Source organism: Solibacillus palustris (assembly GCF_022549215.1).
GTDB classification, from domain to species: Bacteria; Bacillota; Bacilli; order Bacillales_A; family Planococcaceae; genus Solibacillus; species Solibacillus daqui.
This window is the reverse complement of the sequence record NZ_JAKZFC010000001.1, coordinates 489,166-508,993: the sequence shown is the minus strand read 5'-3', so window position 1 is coordinate 508,993 and position 19,828 is coordinate 489,166. Positions and strand designations below refer to the sequence as shown.

Below are 19,828 nucleotides of genomic sequence, written 5' to 3'. Positions count from 1 at the left end.
AACATTCATAACTTCGAAAACACTTATAACTCTTGATATAGAACGTTTCTTAAAGTAGTCCAATTTCTACCCTAACGTGTCCATATCAAATAAACATTATTAAAAGTTGCAAAATTTTAATTAAAAATAATAAAAAACGCACCTAAAACAGATGCGTTTTCACAAACAATTAATTATTTAATAATAATTTTTCAAGCTCAGTTAATTTTTCTTCGAATACTTGGCAAGCTAGTGCGATTGGCTCTGGAGATTCCATATCAACACCCGCCGCTTTTAATACTTCGATTGGGAAATTCGAGCAGCCTGCTTTTAAGAAGTTGTTAATATAACGTTCTACAGCTGGTTGGCCCTCTTCTAAAATTTGTTTTGATAATGCCGTTGCAGCAGATTGACCAGTTGCATATTGGTATACGTAATAGTTGTAATAGAAGTGCGGGATACGTGCCCATTCAAGGCCAATTTCCTCGTCTACTGTCATGGCATCACCAAAGTATTTTTTATTTAAATCGTAGTACATTGCCGTTAATTTATCCGCTGTAATTGCTTCACCTTTTGCATCAATTTCGTGAATCATATGCTCAAATTCAGCAAACATTGTTTGACGGAATACTGTACCACGGAAGCCGTCTAACCACTGATTTAATAAATAGATTTTTTGCTTTTCATCATCTAATGTATTCATTAAGTGATCAAATAATAATTCTTCGTTACAAGTTGAAGCCACTTCTGCAACGAAAATAGAGTAATCCGCATATTGGTAAGGCTGATTTGCACGTGAATAATAGCTATGCATTGAGTGACCAAATTCATGTGCTAATGTGTATAAGTTGTTCACATTATCTTGCCAGTTCATTAATACATATGGGTTTGTACCAAATGTACCCGATGAATAAGCACCGCTACGTTTTCCTTTGTTTTCTAACACATCTACCCAACGGCTATCTAGACCTTGCTGAACGGCATTTTGATACTCTTGCCCAAGTGGTGCAAAGCTTTCTACCATTGTTTTCTTCGCTTCATCATACGTTACTTCCATTTTCACTTCTTTAACAAGTGGTGTGAATAGGTCATACATGTGTAGCTCGTCAACACCTAACACTTGTTTACGTAGCGCTACGTAACGATGAAGTGCTGGTAAGTAGTCGTGAATTGTCGAAATTAGTTGATCGTATACTTTTTCAGGAATAAAGTTGTTGCTTAGAGCCGCATGACGAGCTGATTCGTAATTGCGAATTTTTGCATTAGCATTTTGCGCTTTTACATTACCTGAAATTGTTGCAGCAAATGTGTTTTTGAATTGGCCATAAGTAGAATAAACTGCTTTAAATGCTGCTTCACGGACGTTACGGTTATCACTTTCAAGCATTAGAATGTAGTTACCGTGCGTAATTTGCACATCTTCGCCGTCTTCCCCAGTAATTGTTGGGAATTCTAAATCGGCATTGTTTAGTGCGCTGAACGTTTTGCTCGCTGTAGAAGCCACTTCAGACAATTGTGCTAATAGTTCTTCTTTGTCCGCTGATAGTACATGCGGACGACCTAGATTAATTTCCTTTAAGCTTTGTTTGTATAACTCCAGTGGCTCGTAGCTTGCTACATAGCTGTTAAGCGTTTCTTCATCTAGGGCTAAAATTTCTGGTGTAATGAATGACCATGCTGCTCCTGTTTTTGCAAATACTGAACGCACGCGACCATCTAAATCTTGATACGTTGAGTTTGTTGTATCTTGATCATGCTTTAAATGAGAATAGACATATAATTTTTGCAAACGCTCATATAATGCGTCGCTAAATTGCAATGTATTGTATAAGCTTTCCGCGCTATCAGCAACTTTCCCTTTATAGTTTGTTGCTTGTTCAGATAGCTTTTCTACCTCTTTTAGTTCTGCTTCCCATGCTGCATCTGATTCAAAAATTGATGTTAAGTCCCACGTTAATTGCTCCGGTACTTCTGAACGCGTTAAAATTTGTTTTGCCATTAATAATTACCTCCCACTATTACGAAATTCGAAATTATAAGTCTATTTAAACAATTTCGTTATCCAATTGCAACCAATTCGTCGTAAAGTACTTCAATTAAGTGTCTTTTTTCTAAATGATCATCAACAGATTGGACATTTAATCGTTTTAACAAACTTAAATAGTACGTCACTTCTATCTTTCGCTCTATCGTCAAAGCAAAACTCGCCCACTCAAAAAAATAAGGAACCGCATTTGCGTTCATCGTTTGTGGCGTAAGTTCATGACATTTCAAAAAATAAAATAACTGTACTTGCCATTCTACGCAAAATTCTTCGAAAGCATTCGTATTTCGGACAGGAATTCCAATAAAAATCGGTAAACGATTTCCCGTTAAACGTAGCTCATATATCGCACGTAAAAATTGGTCGTTCACACCGCGCTTACTCAACAAAATTCTTGGAAGCATATAGTCATCTCGAAAATTTAGTATTTGCGAAAATAATTGGTCAAATTTTTCTAGGGAAATTTTAGAAGGAATCAGAAATGGAAACTGCTGTTGCTTGAGTGGGATACGGTGAACTTGCCCTATATATTGCGTCTTTGTTAAATGCGTTATGTTACTTATGTAGTAAAACAATTCCCGCTTCACATCATAGGTCATTAAATAACGCTGCCCGTTGTTTTGCATAAGATATTGGCTCATCGTATGATTGATTTTGATTTTTTGAATACCAAGCCCCTTTAACTTTTCATAAGGTGTATGGACAATCCAAATAGGCGTAATATTTACTTCCAAATAGCCTTTCGTTCGCGCTGTAAATAGCTCGATTGCTAGTTGGCTGCATTGAAATTCAATCGCAAACAAGCGGTTATGATGTTCGATTAAAATGTCAGGTCTTTGCTGAATTTGTGGAAGAAATGGCTCTAAAATTGGGGATAGCTGAAGTTTTTCAAATAGTTCATATAGATGTTGCTTACCAAGTAAATGAGCCTCTGATTCACGCTCGGAAAACAAATTGTCACATTCACTATTATGAAAATGGGCAAAGTGTGGAATTCGAATTTGGCCAATTTTTAATTGCAGTGGCTCGTTACATTGTGGGCAAAAAAATTGTTGTTGCTTCTTCAGCAACTGCAATTCATCTCTTGAAAATTGTCGATGTAAAACAAATAGCTGCTTATTTTCATTGTGCGCAACCAGCATAGAATCACCCCTTTTCCCAATCGTAACGGGTATTGACCACAGTTTCAACTTACAACAAGTAACTAATGGAAAACTGTCGATTTCATGTATTGTAATTCATATTCAGTAAATTTACTTCAAAAAAAGATTAAGTACAGTGTTACTTATTTTTGGCGGGCTACGGCAGAAATAAAACCAATCGCAGTCTGGATTGGTTTTATCTTTTGCGACGAAAACGCAGTGACAGGAGCATGACTGCGTTAGAGCCATGTCGTACATGTCTCTACCACTGTCACTAATGCCGCATGCAAGGCCCGCCAAACTAAAATGTTGCGTGTTAATTTAGTTAAAAGATTCCAATGCTACCGCTTGCGCTTTCGCGAGGCGGCAGGGATGAAAAAAATATGACACTGTTTACAATATTGTATCTTTGATTAGAAGTTATCTCTGTAAATAAAATTAGCAATTTTAGTATCTCAAAAATAAAATCACCTTTAGACGAAAGTAGACTTTATTTCAATTACAAAGTTCAATTCAGCACACTTCATTCAAACACTTTGTAATAAAAAAACAACTCTAGTTTTAGAGTAGAGTGCCGCGAAGTGAAGGGGCGGACTCCTTGGGGATTAAGCGTGCGCGGAAAATCCACTATATGCTTGCCGCCGTAGTGGCAAGCATATAGTTAGTTGTAGCCACGCCCCCAGGAACAGTGGAACAAATGCTAAGAGCGCCACATCGTGTGGCAACGCATTCATGACCAACATCGTGTTGGCCTCCCGTAGCGTAGCAGAACGAATTATTTTATTTGCGTGTACTTTATTCCAAATTTTGTGTAAAAATTGTTCATTGTAAGTTTTTTAAAATATTCATTGCGAGTAGTAAAAAAATTGCTAAAGCGCCCGACTAATTCATACTGATAACGAGGAGCCTAACTCATACGGAAAAGCATCACCATTTTCGAAGGAGGGACCTAATCGTGCAAGTTATTGCTATTAAATCATGGCACCAAAAAGACCACCTACATAAATCGTAGGTGGCCCTGTATATTAAAAGTAACTAATAATCGTTTCAAAACAGTCTTCTGGAATGATTTTCTCCGCATATTCTTCTAAACGGTGAATTGTCATTTTAGAAACTGATAAATATTCGCTGCATAATGCGATAACATTTCGTGCATCTGCCTGCTCTAAATGTTGTAAATCAACAAATAAATAGTAATAACTTTCCCATTTGTACAATGCTGATGGAACGCCAAGTTGCACTGCACGTTCGGCAAGTGGAACTAATTCATCAATATCTTTAAAGCGGAAGCGTGCGTTTTCAAGTGACTCTTCTTCCCTATTCCCTTTGCCACCAATTGAATTGAAAATCGAGTCTTCCATCTCATTTAACTGATCTGCTATATGAAGGTCGTCTTCAAACGAACCAACCATCGATGAAGTCTCAGAATCATTGTTCAATGCTGCACGTGTTACTACAACTTCCAAACCACTTTCTGATGCATTTATATGGATCCAAATCGGTCCATCTAAATCGAAGTAATCTTCCGTATTCACTTCGCCAATGACATCCCAGAATAACTCTTCCCCTTTTGCACGATTGTACCAAATTTCTTCGCGCGTATATCCGCGGTCCTCAATATCACTATACGTAATAAATAATTTTAGCGTATTTTCATTAATGCGTTCGATGTCCATTAGACCTCAACTCCCTTCACAGTCATTGTATAGAACGTCATGCCTTCTTACAATATTATACAACATGGCTATCTATTGCATCAGAACTTCGATACTTTTCATACACTAAAGTATCTATAAATCTATTGTATGATGGATTGCCTTAAAATGAAAAGGAAAAACGTTATCCACACTAAATAATTTGAATACTTGCAATTGTATTGCACTTACTTCTGTAAATCAAGTGACAACTTACCTTACAATATTATACGCAATAGTTAGCAAAGCATTTGGACTTTTTCGGACAAAAAAAGATGTTACAATCGCTAATTTGCAACCGTAACATCGTGTATTGCGTTTATTTAGTTAACCATACGTTGTGCTTCTTGTAATTGATAAGCTCTTACTTTTCGAGGTAAGAATCGACGAATTTCATCTTCGTTATAACCAACTTGTAGTCGTTTTTCATCTAAAATGATAGGACGACGTAAAAGTCCTGGATATTCTTGAATTAACTCGTATAAACGTTGTAATGGTAATGTTTCAACATCAACGTTTAATTTTTGGAAAATTTTCGAACGTGTTGAGATGATTTCATCGGTGCCATCTTCTGTCATTCGTAAAATTTCTTTAATTTCGCTAATTGTTAAAGGCTCTGAGAAGATATTTCGCTCAGTATATGGAATTTCGTGTTCCTCTAACCATGCTTTCGCTTTGCGACATGAAGTACAACTTGGTGAAGTAAATAATGTTACTAACATTGTCTCACTTCCTCTCTAATTGATTCAATTCAATTGCTATAAGTGTCTTCTTTCAAAAGAAGCAAATTGTAGAAAAATACTTAGTTTAGAATTAATTTAATTTAAAATTACGTTCTTATTATACATGAAATACGCATGTTTGAATACACCTTGTCAACAAAAAAGTGAGGCTTTACGTAAATTTTTATGACGATTTTCTCTCTAAAGAACGTATATTTCATTATTTTTAGGAACAATGATTTTTTACCCAAAAATAGTGAGTATCAAACCTCAGTCAAGCGGATAATATTTCTCATTTATAAGCATTAATTGAGAAAATAGTTTGACAATTCAAGCCTTGTTCTTGTGATTTCTATACGTAATCCTACTATTTCCAATTCCCTAGCTTCTTATACAAAAATTTTTATGTGAAATGATTGCCTTTTTTTCGCGCGGTGCGTTATAATCACTTTCAAGATTATAAAAAAACGTTGACGAAGAGTAGTACATTTAAATCGAATGTTTAGAGAGTCTGTGGTTGGTGAGAACAGACCATTCGTTAAATGGAATGGACTTCTGAGTTAGCTTTACGAACGGACACTAATATGTGGTTCCAGTAGTTTTGCTCGTTGACTTCACGTTACGAAGAAGAGTGGCCAATATTGGCAAGCTGGGTGGTACCGCGGATTTAAACATCATTCGTCCCTTCTATTTTTTTATAGAGGACGCATGATGTTTTTTATTTTTATTTAGCTAAGCTAAATAAAAAAGCCACTGGCAAATGTTACAGATTTTCAAAGGACATTTCGAGTACTCCCGAAAAAATCTGAACACAATTACGCCAAGGCGAAATTGAATTATATTTCATTTAGCGGAGGGACTTACCAATGACAACCATTTTTTCAGGCGTACAGCCAACAGGTACGATTACGTTAGGGAACTATATCGGCGCGATTAAACAATTCCCACAACTACAAGAACAGGGCGATGCAATTTACTGCATCGTGGACCAACACGCGATTACCGTGCCACAAGATCGTTTAGAACTACGAAAAAGCATTCGTTCATTAGCAGCTATGTACATTGCATGTGGTATTGATCCGAAAAAATCAACTTTATTCATCCAATCAGAAGTACCAGCACATGCACAGGCAGGATGGTTATTACAATGTGTTGCGACAATCGGTGAATTAGAGCGTATGACGCAATTTAAAGACAAATCAAATGGTAAAGAAACCGTTTTAGCCGCTTTATTAACATACCCTCCACTTATGGCAGCTGACATTCTTTTATACAATACTGACATTGTGCCTGTAGGTGAAGACCAAAAGCAACATATCGAATTAACACGTGATTTGGCAGAGCGATTTAACAAGCGCTTCAATGACATTTTAACGGTGCCAGACATTCAATTACCAAAAGAAGGCGCTCGTATTAAATCATTACAAGAGCCAACGAAAAAAATGTCAAAATCAGATCCAAACACAAAAGCAACTATCCGTTTATTAGATACAACAAAAGAAATTGAAAAGAAAATTAAATCAGCGGTGACTGATTCTGAAGGCATTGTAAAATATGACGTTGAAAACAAGCCAGGTGTATCTAACCTATTAATAATTGAATCGGCATTATCAGGTGTATCGATTGCGGATCTTGAAAAGAAATATGAGGGCAAGGGATATGGCGATTTCAAAGCAGGTGTCGCTCAAGCTGTTATCGAGCATTTAACACCAATTCAAGAGCGCTACTTCGCTTTAATCGACTCTCCAGAATTAGACGACATATTAGACGAAGGAGCAGTAAAAGCAAACGCCATCGCTTCTAAAACACTTAAGAAAATGGAGAACGCGATGGGCCTTGGACGTAAACGACGCTAAACATGCCAATGAGTGCAGCGAGGGCTAAATATAGCTCTACTCCGTTGACAATGTATGATAGTACCGCATGCCAAGAATAACCTAGCGTACGGTAATTGAGATACAAAATGATATTGCTTAGCGACATTACACATAAGCCGTAACAGACTAAAAAAAGTACAAATCGAGTCAACGCACCATCCTTTGTACACAATATGAAAGGGGGTGTCCTGAAATTCATGTCAGGACACCCCCTTTGTACATCCAGTAAGACACTGGCTATTAATACGTTGTCACACAATGTGACCATTTTTCTTATTCTGACTACCGCAAAAGCACTACTTTAAGCGGATGATTAATATATAAGAAGAAACTGACCAAATAGTAATCACTTTTTGGTCAGCTCCATTTTTATTCGCTATATTTTTTAAATAATAAGCATGCGTTGTGACCACCAAAACCAAGTGAATTACTAAGCGCATATTCAATATTCGCTTTACGCGCTACATTTGGTACATAGTCTAAATCACAATCTGGATCAGGCTCTACTAAGTTCATTGTAGGTGGTAAAATACCTTCTTTTAATGCAAGCGCTGAAAAGATTGCTTCAATTCCACCCGCTGCACCTAATAAATGCCCTGTCATACTTTTTGTTGAGCTCATCGCTAATTTGTAAGCATGGTCACCAAATACTGTTTTGACAGCTTGCGTTTCGAATAAATCATTGTATGGTGTACTTGTGCCATGTGCATTGATGTAACCTACTTGTTCTGGTGCTACATTTGCATCATTTAACGCCATCTGCATCGCACGTGCAGCCCCTTCACCATTTGGAGCAGGTGCTGTAATATGGTGCGCATCACCTGTTGCCCCGTAACCAACGATTTCTGCGTAAATTTTTGCACCGCGCTGTTTCGCATGTTCGTATTCCTCTAAAATCAAAATCCCCGCGCCTTCACCAATAACAAAGCCATCACGATTTTTATCAAATGGACGAGAAGCACTGTTTACATCTGGGTTTAATGATAACGCTGTATTAGCGCTAAATCCTGCAACAGCCATTGTAACAATCGGCGCCTCTGCACCGCCTGTAATCATCACATCTGCATCGCCGCGCTCAATAACCTTAAATGCATCACCAATTGAGTTCGTCCCCGAGGCACAAGCCGTTACCGAGCAAGAGTTCACTCCTTTTGCGCCTAAATAAATCGACACTTGACCCGAAGCCATATCAGGAATCATCATCGGTACAAAGAATGGGCTCACACGACGTACCCCACGCTCTTGGAATGTTAAAAATTGCTGTTCATGCGTCTCCATTCCGCCAATACCCGAGCCAATCCATACACCAACACGTGGCGCCATTTCTTCCGTAATTGTTAAGTTAGCATCCTTTGCAGCCATCATTGATGCAGCAAGAGCATAATGCGTAAAACGATCCATTTTGCGTGCTTCTTTTTTCTCAATATAATCTTCTATATTAAAGTCCTTTACTTCTGCCGCTACGGATACTGTAAACTTACTTGTATCAACACGTGTCAGTGGACCAATCCCTGATTTTCCTGCTTTGACATTTTCCCAAGATGTTTCAGCGCTGTTTCCAACAGGTGTTACTGCCCCAATTCCAGTTACAACTACTCTACGTTTTTCCATTGTAAGACACCCTTTTCTCTTGTTTAAATTGAATTTATTTACCCCATCTTAGTGCAATCGCGCCCCAAGTGAGCCCTCCTCCAAAGCCAACTAATACAACTAGATCATCGTCTTTAATCTTGCCTTCTTCTAAATCATCGACGATTGAAATTCCAATTGATGCAGCTGAGGTATTTCCATACTTTTGAATCGTTTTCGACATTTTTTCTTCTGGTAAGCCAAGACGTTCACGTGCAGACTCCATAATGCGAATATTCGCTTGATGCGGCACTAAATAATCGACGTCATCCTTCGATAAACCTGCTTTTTCAAGTACACTAATTGCAGATTCGCCCATTTGACGGACTGCAAATTTAAACACTTCACGACCATTCATGTTGATTTGTGATTCTTGATCTAAAAACAAGTGTTTACCACCCGTTCCATCTGCACCAAGTTCAAACGCTAAAATACCGCGTCCTTCCGAAACTTTACCAATAACCGCTGCACTTGCACCATCCCCGAACAATACCGCAGTATTTCGATCATCCCAATCAACAATTTTCGATAATTTTTCAACACCTACTACTAATACATAATCGTAGCTATTGCTCTCGATAAATTGTTTGGCAATCGTCGTCGCATAAATAAAGCCCGAACACGCTGCTGAAATATCTAAGGCCGCGCAACCCGAAATTCCTAAACGCTCTTGAACTTGGCACGCTACGCTTGGAAAATTTTGATCTTGTGTAACTGTCGCCACAATGATCATGCCAATTTGATTTGCCTGTATATTTGCATTTTCAAGCGCTTTTTGAGCAGCTTTAACTGCCATATCTGATGTTTCTTCAGTCTCCGCGATATATCGATTTTCAATACCTGTACGTGTACGAATCCATTCATCTGATGTATCTAATATCTTTTCAAAATCTGCATTACTTACACTTTTCGGTGGAATATATTTACTAATCCCAATAATCCCTGCGTTCATTCAAACGCCCCCTTTATAAAAAATCCCTTGTTAATCATCACTAATTATTAGTAGTTGGTGCTAATTATAGATGATAATAAACAGAAACTCAACTGTTGATTTTTTTATGGTGTAGCAGAAAATGTTATCTGGCCATGAAAATGCTTTTTAATTCTGCCTTTTGCAAAGTCATTAGGACTAAACTTTCAACGATATTTCTTGTATTATGACCGTAGTGTAATATATTTTGACAAGTTCTTTAAATGTTGTATTCCCTCTTTTATTTTTATATTGGCTTATGGTATGATATTGAAGATGTAATTTCATAAAAACGTTTTAAATAAGTTCAATGAGGTGAATTTAATGCAATATATCGTTACATTCTTTTGGTCATTCTTATTAGTTTCAATGTTAAACTACGTAGTAAGCTCAGTTTTAAACGTAGATTTTAACTTTATGAATGGCGTTATTATTTCTTTAGTATTCAGTGTATTAGTATTTATTATCGCTGCAGTAATTCCAAACGAATCTACTCCAGACGCAGAAGCAGAACACCACTAATTGTAATAAGGGGCTGTCCAGTAAACATTACTGGGCAGCCCCTTGTTAGTTTTTATAGGTTTTTTGACTGTGTACCATTGTGATTTAAATTCACAAATAAAGGCATTAATTCATCTTTTTAACTCGAATGTTTTATATGTATGTTTGAGACACGGGTTAATAATAATATTAAGTTAAGAATAACTCATTAGAAGAACTTTATTAATCCTATAGGGCTCATTGTAGACTAATGCTAGTATTTTTTTCATCCAGTTAACATATTCCTTTATTTGGTATAAAATTATATATTACCAATATATAATTAGTGTAAGGGAGTGGTATAAATGGAGGGAATAGATACAAGTAAAGAAGCAATAAATATTGATTTGGCATTGATTAAATCTTGTTTGAGGCTGATTAATCAAACTGTGATGTTAAGCAAACAAAGAGGAGAAACCTTTACCGTTTCAGAAAATGAAGAGTTACATATGTTAATTTCCAAAATCGATAAAGAGTTGAGCAAAATTAAGTCGAACATACACTATGATTCAAATAATACTATGGTCCGCTAAAATCAACACTCAAATTCACGAAACACTATAACTTTATATTCAATAACTACTTATTGAAATATTGTCAGAAATACGCGAATTTTCAATGTTAAGTATAGAGAGGTTACCAAACTGTTTGGTGACTCTTTTTCTTCAACTAACGCAACAGGTTAGTCAAACAAGAAGGAGAGCCACCTGAATTTATATATTGTATATAATTTGGAGCATTATAGGAGGTAAATAAATGATTTTTGAAATTACAAATCAAGTTCGTGTTACAGATTTTAAAGAAGGACGGAAGTGGTATGAAACACTACTAAACAAAGAACCTGATTTCATACCACACGATGGGTTTGTTGAATGGGAAATAATCCCTGGTTTCTGGTTGCAAGTTGCTGAAGGAACACCATCAGAAGCTAGTGGACCTTTACGTTTAGGGGTTACTGATATAATTGCTGAAAGAGATAGACTTGTTAAAGAGTTAGGAATTGAAGAATTTGAGATTTACTCTCGTGACGAAGTTTCTGCAAAATGGGGATCTTTCACTGATTCATGGGGAAATCGACTGGGTCTCTTTGAATATTTGGATAAGAAAGAAGAAAACGATCGTATTAAATCAATTTTTAGAGTGTAGTTTTTTTGATTGCTGTTCTAACGGAGGCTTTAGTGCAACAAGGATTTATAAAGTTTACATAAATAATCCTAATAACGTCTCCGAATGAAATTTAGGGAGCAATACAAAAGCCTGATTTTTCAGCATTTAATGGCTTTTACAATTTCTTTTCATTTACAGTATTTTATACATTTCATTAAAAATGCGATTATACGAAGCCACTGTCTTTGTTTTATATTTAATTAATTTTAGTAAAGTAATTTAATCTATAGAGAACATTTTATATTCCATTGTTATTTCATCTTCATCTATTTCTCCTGTGTACTGGAATCCTAAATCCCTATATAAATTATATGCAATGATGTCTTCTTCTTTATAACAAAGTTTTATTGATTCATATTTTTTATTTTCTTTAATTAATGAAATCCATTGTTTCATAGCTACCTTTCCATAACCACAGCCCTGATATTGTTCATCAATCATAATTTGATCTAATATACAGAATGTTTTTCCATTATCAATATGATCTCTTTGCATTAGTAAACCAATCGGTGTATTAGAAGCATAAATTGCGAATACATTACTATTATATTCCCGATATACATAAGCTCTTGCTAAAATTAACTCATTAGAAGCAACCCATTGTGCCTGTTCTTTTTTCACTTTAAGAGCATTGAAAGTACGCCAGTTTTCTGGAGTAATCGGTTTTAAGTGTAATTTCATATAAATTCCTCAATTCACTATTATAGATAAGTTAAATATACAATTTTAATTATCTTTATGAAAGAATATAAAAGTAAATATTTCCAATTCAAAGTTAGGAAGCAATACAAAAGCCATTAAACGTTGATTTTTCATGTTTAATGGCTTTTACAATTTTTTATTCATTTACAGAATTTTATACATTTCATTTAAAGTGCCTTGATACTAATGGCTAATGCCACTTCCCATACCATACAACCTTCTCTAAAATCGCATAAAATTTTGAATAAATACTTTCAACTAAATAGAATTTGCTGCAATGCCCACTAAAAACTACACTACTCTATCCTTTTCTAATTACTAACGAATCGTTCTCTAGTGTAAGTTCTAACGTACCACCCGCGACAACATCGCCCTTTAACAATTCACGTGCAACTACAGTTTCTAAATGGCGCTGCACAAAGCGTTTTAATGGGCGTGCACCGAATTGTGGGTCAATACCGTGTTTGACAATCCAGTCGACTACCGCATCCTCTACTTTTAGCGTAATTTCTTGCTCAGCCACACGCACTTGTAATTGGTGGACATATTTCCAAGCAATCGCGTCGAAGTGTTCATTTGATAACGCATGGAACATAATAATATCGTCCATACGGTTTAGTAACTCTGGCTTGAAGTGCTGACGTAACGCCATTTGCACAAGCTCTTCTGATTGTTCGGTTTGCTCTAATAAATATTGAGAACCAATATTAGACGTTAAAATAATTACCGTATTCGTGAAATTCACCATACGTCCTTGACTATCAGTAATGCGTCCATCATCTAACACTTGCAGTAAAATATTCGCTACATCTGGGTGCGCTTTTTCGATTTCGTCTAAAAGCACAACGGAATACGGATTACGACGTACAGCCTCAGTTAACTGCCCGCCCTCTTCATAACCGATATATCCTGGAGGTGCACCGACTAAGCGAGATACTGAATGTTTTTCCATGTATTCACTCATATCAATACGAATGAAATGCTCCTCAGAATCAAATAGTTGCTCGGCTAATGCTTTTGCTAATTCAGTTTTACCAACACCAGTTGGCCCTAAAAATAAGAAACTACCAATTGGTTTGTTCGGATCTTTAATACCTGAACGTGCGCGCCACACCGCTTCTGTCACATACGTTACTGCCGTCTCTTGACCAATGACACGCTCATGCAATGTGTCTTTTAAGCGCAATAATTTTTCGCGCTCCCCTTCCACTAATTTCGTAACCGGAATGCCTGTCCAACGCGAAATAATTTTTGCAATTTCCTCTTCTGTTACTTCTTCACGTAGCATACGATTATCTTCAGTTTCTTTTAACTGTGCCTCTAGCTGTGCAACCTCTTGTTCAAGCTTTGGAATTTCACTATATTGCAGCTCAGAAGCACGTGCAAAGTTACTGCCAGAAAGATAGAGGTCATCGCGCTCGACTTCAAATTTTTTCAACTCATCTTTTTTGTCACGCACCATTTGTAAGCCATTTTTCTCTAACTCCCATTGCTCTTTCATTGCATTCATCGTTGCTTCAAGCTGATTAATTTCACTTGATAATACTTCTAGACGTTTTTTACTTGCTTCGTCCTTTTCTTTTTTCAGCGCTTGCTGTTCAATTTTTAATTGCGTTAAACGACGCATTGATTGGTCTAGCTCCTGTGGCATGGAATCAATCTCAATGCGAATCATTGCACATGCTTCATCGACTAAATCAATGGCTTTGTCTGGTAAGAAACGGTCCGTAATATAACGGTCTGCCAATTGTGCCGCTGCAATAATGGCACGATCGTGAATACGAACACCGCGGTGATGCTCCTCAAAGCGATCTTTAATACCACGTAAAATCGACACCGTATCTTCAATTGATGGTTCACGCACTAATACTTGTTGGAAACGACGCTCTAACGCAGGGTCCTTTTCAATATACATACGGTACTCATCTAGTGTTGTTGCGCCGATACAGTGCAGCTCCCCACGTGCAAGCATTGGTTTCAGCATATTCCCAGCATCCATTGCACCATCTGTTTTTCCCGCACCAACAATTGTATGAATTTCATCGATGAATAAAATAATGCGTCCTTCTGAATCCTTTACTTGCTTTAACACTGCTTTTAAACGTTCCTCAAATTGCCCTCGGTACGAAGCTCCTGCAATTAACGCACTCATATCTAATTCATAGAGTTCTGCATCTTTTAATCCTTCTGGAACATCGCGACGCACTATACGCTGTGCTAATCCTTCAACGATTGCTGTTTTACCAACACCCGGCTCCCCAATTAATACCGGATTATTTTTCGTTTTACGCGATAAAATACGAATTACATTAAGAATTTCTTCATCACGGCCAATAACTGGATCCATTTTGCCGTTTTTAACTTGTTCAATTAAATTGCGCCCAAATTGTTCTAATGGCGGACGATTATCTTGTGTTTGATTAAATTGCATAAACTGCACCCCTTTAATAATTTGACCTTTATTGACTAATTTAAGTATAGGTCAAAGTTAGTCAAAGTTCAACAAAATACACTCAATGTTCAACAACATTTTTCTATTTATGTGGTACGATAAATTAGGTATTATTTGTAAACTGCAAATTCCTGAAAGGTGTGAGTACAATCGAAACGGCAATTATTTTGCCCATTACCATTACTACTTTCTTTCAAACTAAAGGCATATTATTAAAAGTAGAAAAGGGCATGCACATTTTTCAAGAAGGAAGCCTAGCCGATCAACTTTATCTTATAAAAAAAGGGACTGTGCAAATTAGCAAAGAAACTGAAAGCGGGAAAGAATTAGCAATTCGTATTTGTGGGGAGCATAATTTAATTGGCGAAACGACGGTTTTTTGTTGTAGCACCTTTCATACAACAACAGCAAAGGCCATCATGAATACCGAACTTTATGCTATTTCACGCAACTTATTTGAAAACTATTTACATCATGAACCCACTATAATGACCGACTATTTAAAATGGCTACAAATTGAGCATATAAAAGATCAAAGTCGTTTACGCGATTTAGTGCTTCATGGCAAAAAAGGGGCGCTTTATTCTACACTCATACGTCTAGCGAATACGTATGGTGAGTTTCAATCGCCTAATGAAGTGACAATCCGACTCGCTTTGACAAATACCGAACTCGCCAATTTATGTGCGACAAGCCGCGAAATGATAAATCGTATGCTTAGTGAATTACGTAAACAGCATGTGCTATCCACCGAAAAAAGTTACATTACAATTCATAATTTATCGTTTTTAAAACGCGAAATTGAATGTGAGAACTGCCCGCTTGCCGTTTGTCGCATTGATTAAAAAAAGACCCCGATTTCTTCTATAGTAAAATAGAAAAAATCGGGGTCTTGTACATTAGCGAATTCCTAATGCCATTTTTGCGTAGCGCGACATATTGTCCTTAGACCATGCTGGCTGCCATACAATGTCAACCTTTACTTCCTTTACTTCAGGAAGCTCGTTTAACGCTGTGTTTACTTGATCCACAATAACAGGACCTAATGGGCAACCCATTGACGTAAGAGTCATTGTAACGATTGCTAAACCTTCGTCCGTTAAATCAACATCATATACTAAACCTAAGTTTACAATATCAATACCTAACTCAGGGTCAATTACATTTTCTAATGTACCTAACATGCTGTCTTTCATATCTTGATCAATCGCCATTTTGTATTTCCCCTTTCGAAATGGTGTTAACGTTAATCTTATCAGAACTTACGATTTATGCCAAACGTTGGGCAATAAATTGGGTCACTTGTAATACACCATCCCGTGAAACAGCGTGACCAGCCTTCTCTTCTGATAAATAAGTGATAGATGTCAGTAGCTTATCTGTTAGCCCATCATAAAAATCACGGCTCATTTGATAAGGTACTACCGTATCACGCATGCCATGCCAGAAAATAATTGGTTTCCCACTCCACATTGCTACATGGTCTTCCAGATTAAATTGACTTAGTAGTGTCAATAAGTCTGACTGTTCTTGTTCTGACATCGGGAAATCGATTTCACGCTGCTTCATGTCTTCTACTTGATGCAGTGCCAAATTTGTAAAGCTTGTTGTTCCCATACAAATACCCGCCGTTTGAATCCAAGGATATACAGCTAAGCAACCCGACGTCACAATACCTCCCATTGAAGTCCCTGCTATGCCGATTTTACCGTTCGTTACATAATTTTTTACCTTTAATTGCTCATAAATAGTATGTACATCTTTCACAGATGTTAAAACAATCTTCCAAAAATGCGCATTCATCATTACTTCTGATGATGTTTCTGAACGCTCACCATGTAAAAGAGCATCTGGTAAAATTACACGAACTCCTTGCTGCACAAGCTGATAGGCATAGTGCAAGTTATGCTCTTTCGCACTTAAAAAACCATGTAAAAAAATTACGATGGGCGATTGTTCATTCGTTTCTTCATTATATACATGTAATAACGGAATACCGCTCCAAAGCTCACGTTTTACGATCATCACTTTCACCTCATTACTTACTTTATCAAAACTTTACCTTTGTTTCAAAACTTTGACGAACACTAATTTTATCGTTACAATTAACCCACGCAAAAGGAGGCTTTACCTTTATGAAAGAACATTTAATCGTTTTGGACTTAGATGGCACACTTTTAACTGACGAAAAAGTCATTTCCAACTTAACAAAAGATACACTCTTAAAAGCAAAACAAGCTGGTCACCAAGTAATGATCGCAACAGGACGTCCATACCGCGCAAGCCAGCTTTACTATAATGAACTCGGTTTAACAACACCTATCGTAAACTTTAACGGTGCATTAATCCACCATCCCAAAAATCCAATGTGGAAAACCATTCATACTACAGTCGACTTGCATGTAGTTCATGATGTAGTAGAGTCGATACACAAATACGAGTATGAAAATTTAATTGCAGAAGTGATGGACGACGTGTACATTCACCGCGAAGATGATGGCATGTTAGAAATGTTCCATATGGGTAGCCCAAACATTTTACTTGGTAATTTAACGCAAACATTATTACAAAATCCTACGAGTTTACTAGTCCATGCCGATGATGCGAATACCCCGATTATTCGCAAACACTTACAAGATGTCCATGCTGAATTAATCGAGCATCGTCGTTGGGGCGCACCATTCCCAATTATCGAAATCGTACGAAAAGGCTTAAGCAAAGCTGTGGGGATTGACCATATCGCGAAAGAAATGGGAATTCCCCGCGATCGCATTATCGCATTTGGCGATGAGGACAATGATTTAGAGATGATCGAATATGCAGGTGTTGGTGTGGCAATGAATAACGGTATTTCTGAGCTGAAAAACATTGCTAATGAAATTACATTATCCAATAATGAGGACGGTATCGCGAAATTTCTACAAGAACGTTTAAAGCTTTAACGCTTAAAGGAGGCCAGCACGATGCTGGTCATGAATGCGTTGTCACACGATGTGACGGTTTTAGCATTCGTTCCTATTTCGACCACCGCAGAAGCACCGCCTGCAGCGGATAATTAATACACGAACGAAGCACTGCGCGAAAAGTATTTACTTTTCGCGCAGCTCCTTTTTTATCCGTTATTCACTTGCTCTGTTCGACGTTTTTTCCCGCGCTTCATCACTACGATCATGAAAGTTGTATAAATAACGACTACTAAACCAAGTGCAATAATGTAAGACATATTAATACCGCGTGCATCGATTATTTGATAAACCTCAACCATTTCACGATCTAAAATGATTGTATAGTTACCATCTTTATTGGCACGAATTATTTCACTATCGAACATTCCGCGAATTTCTTTTCCTTCCCCAATTTCAGCGACAGGAAGATTAACGCGCTTTGTCTTACTACTATTATTAATGACTACAATCCAATCTTCTGTATCAGATTTACGCTCAAATGCCATAAAGCCATTATCATTTTCAATCCATTTAAATTCCCCTGAACGTAATGTATCCGAATCATTCAGTAAAGTCTGTAAATTCCCAATGTAATCGACTAATTCTGAGTCAGTTTTAAAATTGTAGTATTGATGTGCTTCTGCACCTGCTGTACCATTCATCGCAATTTCAGAACCGTATGTAACAACTGGAACACCTGGTAATAACAATGTGCTCGCAATCGACATTTTACTTCGCGTCGGTTGATACATCTCCTCTTCTGTTGAAGACAATGTAAAACGATCCGACCAAATTGTATCTGTCATTGATAGCACAGGTGTACCAGAAGTAGCTTCATTGATATGTGTTTCCAATACGTCAGTGTCTAAATCAACATTTTTAAAAGCATTCGTAAACAGATTCGCTGTATCCTCATAAAACTTTGCATCAAAGTTCGCATCACTTTCACTATTTGTGATGACATAAACATTGCTATTACCAGCCTTTAACGCATCAATCATTCGATTTAAAAATGCCGTATCCGCCGACTCAATATTCGTTAGGCGCACACCATTAATACCAAACTTTGATACGAATTGGGACGCGCTTTCTATTAGATTGTCTTGTACTGCTGTATTCGTTAAATCCCATTGAATTTTACCGTCATTCGCACTTGTTACAAACCCAGCTTCTGAAGCCCATTCATGATTCGGGCTTACATTTGAAAGCGGGAAATCGACCATTATTTTAATATCTCGATTTTGATATGTATGTAGCATATTTTGAAATTCTTCTTCTGTACCGAAATGTGATTCTAACGCCGAATAACTCGTCACCATCGAGCCATCATATTTTTCTGTCTCGAATACTGAACCAATTGATAAAATTGTATAGCCCATATTGGCAATATAATCTACTTTTTTTACAAGTCCATCAAAATCCCCACCTGCAAACATTTCTGGGTCTTTTGTATTTACTTGTTCATCATCATTTTTACCTGTACCATTAAAGAAACGGTCTACTAATAAATCGTATATACTTTCATCTGCTATTGTACTTGCTTTGTTTTCAGCATTTGCGATACTTGCAAATGCAAAAGTCGTCGAAAGCAGCACACCCGCAGTTAATACACTCAACCACTTTTTCAGTTTCAACTTTTTCCTCTCCTTCACATACAGTCCATCGTCATTTTACCAAAAAAAGCATATGACAAGCTATGGAAACAGTAGTTATTAATAGTAAATTGAACAAATAAGTGACAAAAATGTGTATTCTAGAACAAAAGCGCTAAAGTGCCCGTTCAGTCCCGAGAGACATTGGAGGGCCCGACGCAAAAGTAAACGCTCCGCCACTTTTGCAGGAGGGATCGAAATGGCCGAGGGGCTGGCGCTTTAGCCTAGACGGAAGATGACTTTTTGCAAAAGTTATACACTATGCGATAATTTATAGTTTCCTTAACAAAGAAGAAAAAACCACTCTAGCTTA

General features: G+C 37.1%; 17 protein-coding genes and 1 other annotated feature. Of the genes, 6 read left to right on the top strand and 11 right to left on the bottom strand.

Annotated elements, in window-relative coordinates:
* Positions 1-169 precede the first annotated feature (169 nt).
* The 4 genes from pepF to spxA form a co-directional block, all read right to left on the bottom strand.
* The gene (gene pepF / locus LZ480_RS02270) at positions 170-1,978 is read right to left on the bottom strand and encodes an oligoendopeptidase F (protein ID WP_241367725.1); all 1,809 of its coding nucleotides are present in this window, start codon (positions 1,976-1,978) and stop codon (positions 170-172) included.
* 59 nt (positions 1,979-2,037) lie between these two features.
* Entirely contained in the window at positions 2,038-3,165 is a 1,128-nt protein-coding gene (locus tag LZ480_RS02265) for a competence protein CoiA (protein ID WP_241367724.1), read from the bottom strand.
* A 1,025-nt stretch (positions 3,166-4,190) separates the two neighbouring features.
* On the bottom strand, positions 4,191-4,841 hold the full coding sequence (gene mecA / locus LZ480_RS02260; protein ID WP_241367723.1) for an adaptor protein MecA: 651 nt from the start codon (positions 4,839-4,841) through the stop codon (positions 4,191-4,193).
* Between the two features lie 341 nt (positions 4,842-5,182).
* Positions 5,183-5,581, bottom strand: a complete 399-nt coding sequence (spxA, locus tag LZ480_RS02255; RefSeq protein ID WP_241367722.1) for a transcriptional regulator SpxA — start codon at positions 5,579-5,581, stop codon at positions 5,183-5,185.
* Between the two features lie 461 nt (positions 5,582-6,042).
* Positions 6,043-6,270: a binding site (T-box leader), on the top strand.
* A gap of 177 nt (positions 6,271-6,447) precedes the next feature.
* Between spxA and trpS the strand changes: the two genes are divergently transcribed.
* The gene (gene trpS, locus LZ480_RS02250) at positions 6,448-7,437 is read left to right on the top strand and encodes a tryptophan--tRNA ligase (protein ID WP_241367721.1); all 990 of its coding nucleotides are present in this window, start codon (positions 6,448-6,450) and stop codon (positions 7,435-7,437) included.
* A 390-nt stretch (positions 7,438-7,827) separates the two neighbouring features.
* Here trpS and fabF read toward each other — a convergent pair whose 3' ends face one another.
* Complete coding sequence (gene fabF, locus LZ480_RS02245; RefSeq protein WP_241367720.1) at positions 7,828-9,069, bottom strand: beta-ketoacyl-ACP synthase II; 1,242 nt, start codon at positions 9,067-9,069, stop codon at positions 7,828-7,830.
* 34 nt (positions 9,070-9,103) lie between these two features.
* A complete protein-coding gene (locus LZ480_RS02240) occupies positions 9,104-10,039 on the bottom strand; it encodes a beta-ketoacyl-ACP synthase III (RefSeq protein WP_241367719.1) in 936 nt (311 codons plus the stop codon).
* Positions 10,040-10,381: 342 nt separating this feature from the next.
* Here LZ480_RS02240 and LZ480_RS02235 point away from each other — a divergent pair, with 342 nt between their 5' ends.
* The 3 genes from LZ480_RS02235 to LZ480_RS02225 all read left to right on the top strand — a co-directional run bounded on the left by LZ480_RS02235 (position 10,382) and on the right by LZ480_RS02225 (position 11,743).
* Positions 10,382-10,579 (top strand): YjzD family protein, encoded by a 198-nt coding sequence (locus LZ480_RS02235; protein WP_241367718.1) that lies wholly within the window; start codon positions 10,382-10,384, stop codon positions 10,577-10,579.
* Between the two features lie 323 nt (positions 10,580-10,902).
* Positions 10,903-11,130, top strand: coding sequence for a phosphoglycerate mutase (locus LZ480_RS02230; RefSeq protein ID WP_241367717.1), 228 nt, complete (start codon positions 10,903-10,905; stop codon positions 11,128-11,130).
* A gap of 223 nt (positions 11,131-11,353) precedes the next feature.
* Complete coding sequence (locus tag LZ480_RS02225) at positions 11,354-11,743, top strand: VOC family protein (RefSeq protein WP_241367716.1); 390 nt, start codon at positions 11,354-11,356, stop codon at positions 11,741-11,743.
* A 240-nt stretch (positions 11,744-11,983) separates the two neighbouring features.
* On the opposite strand, the gene LZ480_RS02220 is transcribed toward LZ480_RS02225, so the two are convergent.
* Both LZ480_RS02220 and LZ480_RS02215 read right to left on the bottom strand, forming a co-directional pair.
* Complete coding sequence (locus tag LZ480_RS02220; protein ID WP_241367715.1) at positions 11,984-12,445, bottom strand: GNAT family N-acetyltransferase; 462 nt, start codon at positions 12,443-12,445, stop codon at positions 11,984-11,986.
* Positions 12,446-12,767: 322 nt separating this feature from the next.
* Positions 12,768-14,897: an ATP-dependent Clp protease ATP-binding subunit gene (locus LZ480_RS02215; RefSeq protein ID WP_241367714.1), complete on the bottom strand. Its 2,130-nt coding sequence runs from the start codon at positions 14,895-14,897 to the stop codon at positions 12,768-12,770.
* A 251-nt stretch (positions 14,898-15,148) separates the two neighbouring features.
* Between LZ480_RS02215 and LZ480_RS02210 the strand changes: the two genes are divergently transcribed.
* The gene (locus tag LZ480_RS02210; protein ID WP_241367713.1) at positions 15,149-15,763 is read left to right on the top strand and encodes a Crp/Fnr family transcriptional regulator; all 615 of its coding nucleotides are present in this window, start codon (positions 15,149-15,151) and stop codon (positions 15,761-15,763) included.
* A 54-nt stretch (positions 15,764-15,817) separates the two neighbouring features.
* Here LZ480_RS02210 and LZ480_RS02205 read toward each other — a convergent pair whose 3' ends face one another.
* A complete protein-coding gene (locus LZ480_RS02205; protein WP_241367712.1) occupies positions 15,818-16,132 on the bottom strand; it encodes a metal-sulfur cluster assembly factor in 315 nt (104 codons plus the stop codon).
* Positions 16,133-16,187: 55 nt separating this feature from the next.
* Positions 16,188-16,943, bottom strand: a complete 756-nt coding sequence (locus tag LZ480_RS02200; protein WP_241367711.1) for a serine aminopeptidase domain-containing protein — start codon at positions 16,941-16,943, stop codon at positions 16,188-16,190.
* 110 nt (positions 16,944-17,053) lie between these two features.
* Between LZ480_RS02200 and LZ480_RS02195 the strand changes: the two genes are divergently transcribed.
* Entirely contained in the window at positions 17,054-17,860 is an 807-nt protein-coding gene (locus tag LZ480_RS02195; RefSeq protein WP_241367709.1) for a Cof-type HAD-IIB family hydrolase, read from the top strand.
* 170 nt (positions 17,861-18,030) lie between these two features.
* Here LZ480_RS02195 and LZ480_RS02190 read toward each other — a convergent pair whose 3' ends face one another.
* Positions 18,031-19,497: an alpha-amylase family glycosyl hydrolase gene (locus LZ480_RS02190; protein ID WP_241367708.1), complete on the bottom strand. Its 1,467-nt coding sequence runs from the start codon at positions 19,495-19,497 to the stop codon at positions 18,031-18,033.
* Between the last annotated feature and the right edge of the window lie 331 nt (positions 19,498-19,828).